Source organism: Arthrobacter sp. 260 (assembly GCF_013116745.1).
Lineage (GTDB): Bacteria > Actinomycetota > Actinomycetes > Actinomycetales > Micrococcaceae > Arthrobacter_D.
The window spans coordinates 1-274 of record NZ_JABFOE010000045.1 but is presented as its reverse complement, the minus strand read 5'-3'; the positions used below and the strand labels follow the sequence as shown (position 1 = coordinate 274).

The following is a 274-nucleotide window of genomic DNA, read 5'->3' as shown; positions in this document are numbered from 1 at the left end:
CAGTTGGCATTGTCGGTGCGAGCCTCGTGCGGGCCAAGTAAAAATCCCGTAAAAACTTCCGGGCATGCCCCGCGAACCTGTCAGGAGTCCTGTCATCCGACTCATGTGGCCTGTCCTGCGGCCTTATCTGCTGGCGGTCAGCATCCTCTCGGTGGCGACGCTGCTCGCCTGGTTGCTGCAGCCCTATGTCTCCCTGCCCAACCTGGTGCTGCTGTTCGTGCTGGCGGCGGTGGCCGTGGCGTTCCTTGCCGGACGCGGTCCGGCGGTGCTGGCC

Annotated in this window: 1 protein-coding gene; it reads left to right on the top strand. The window is 65.0% G+C overall.

Annotated elements, in window-relative coordinates; all coding sequences use genetic code 11:
* Positions 1–64: 64 nt before the first annotated feature.
* A partial coding sequence (locus HMI57_RS18300) for a DUF4118 domain-containing protein (protein ID WP_171587423.1) occupies positions 65–274 on the top strand: 210 nt, incomplete at its 3' end.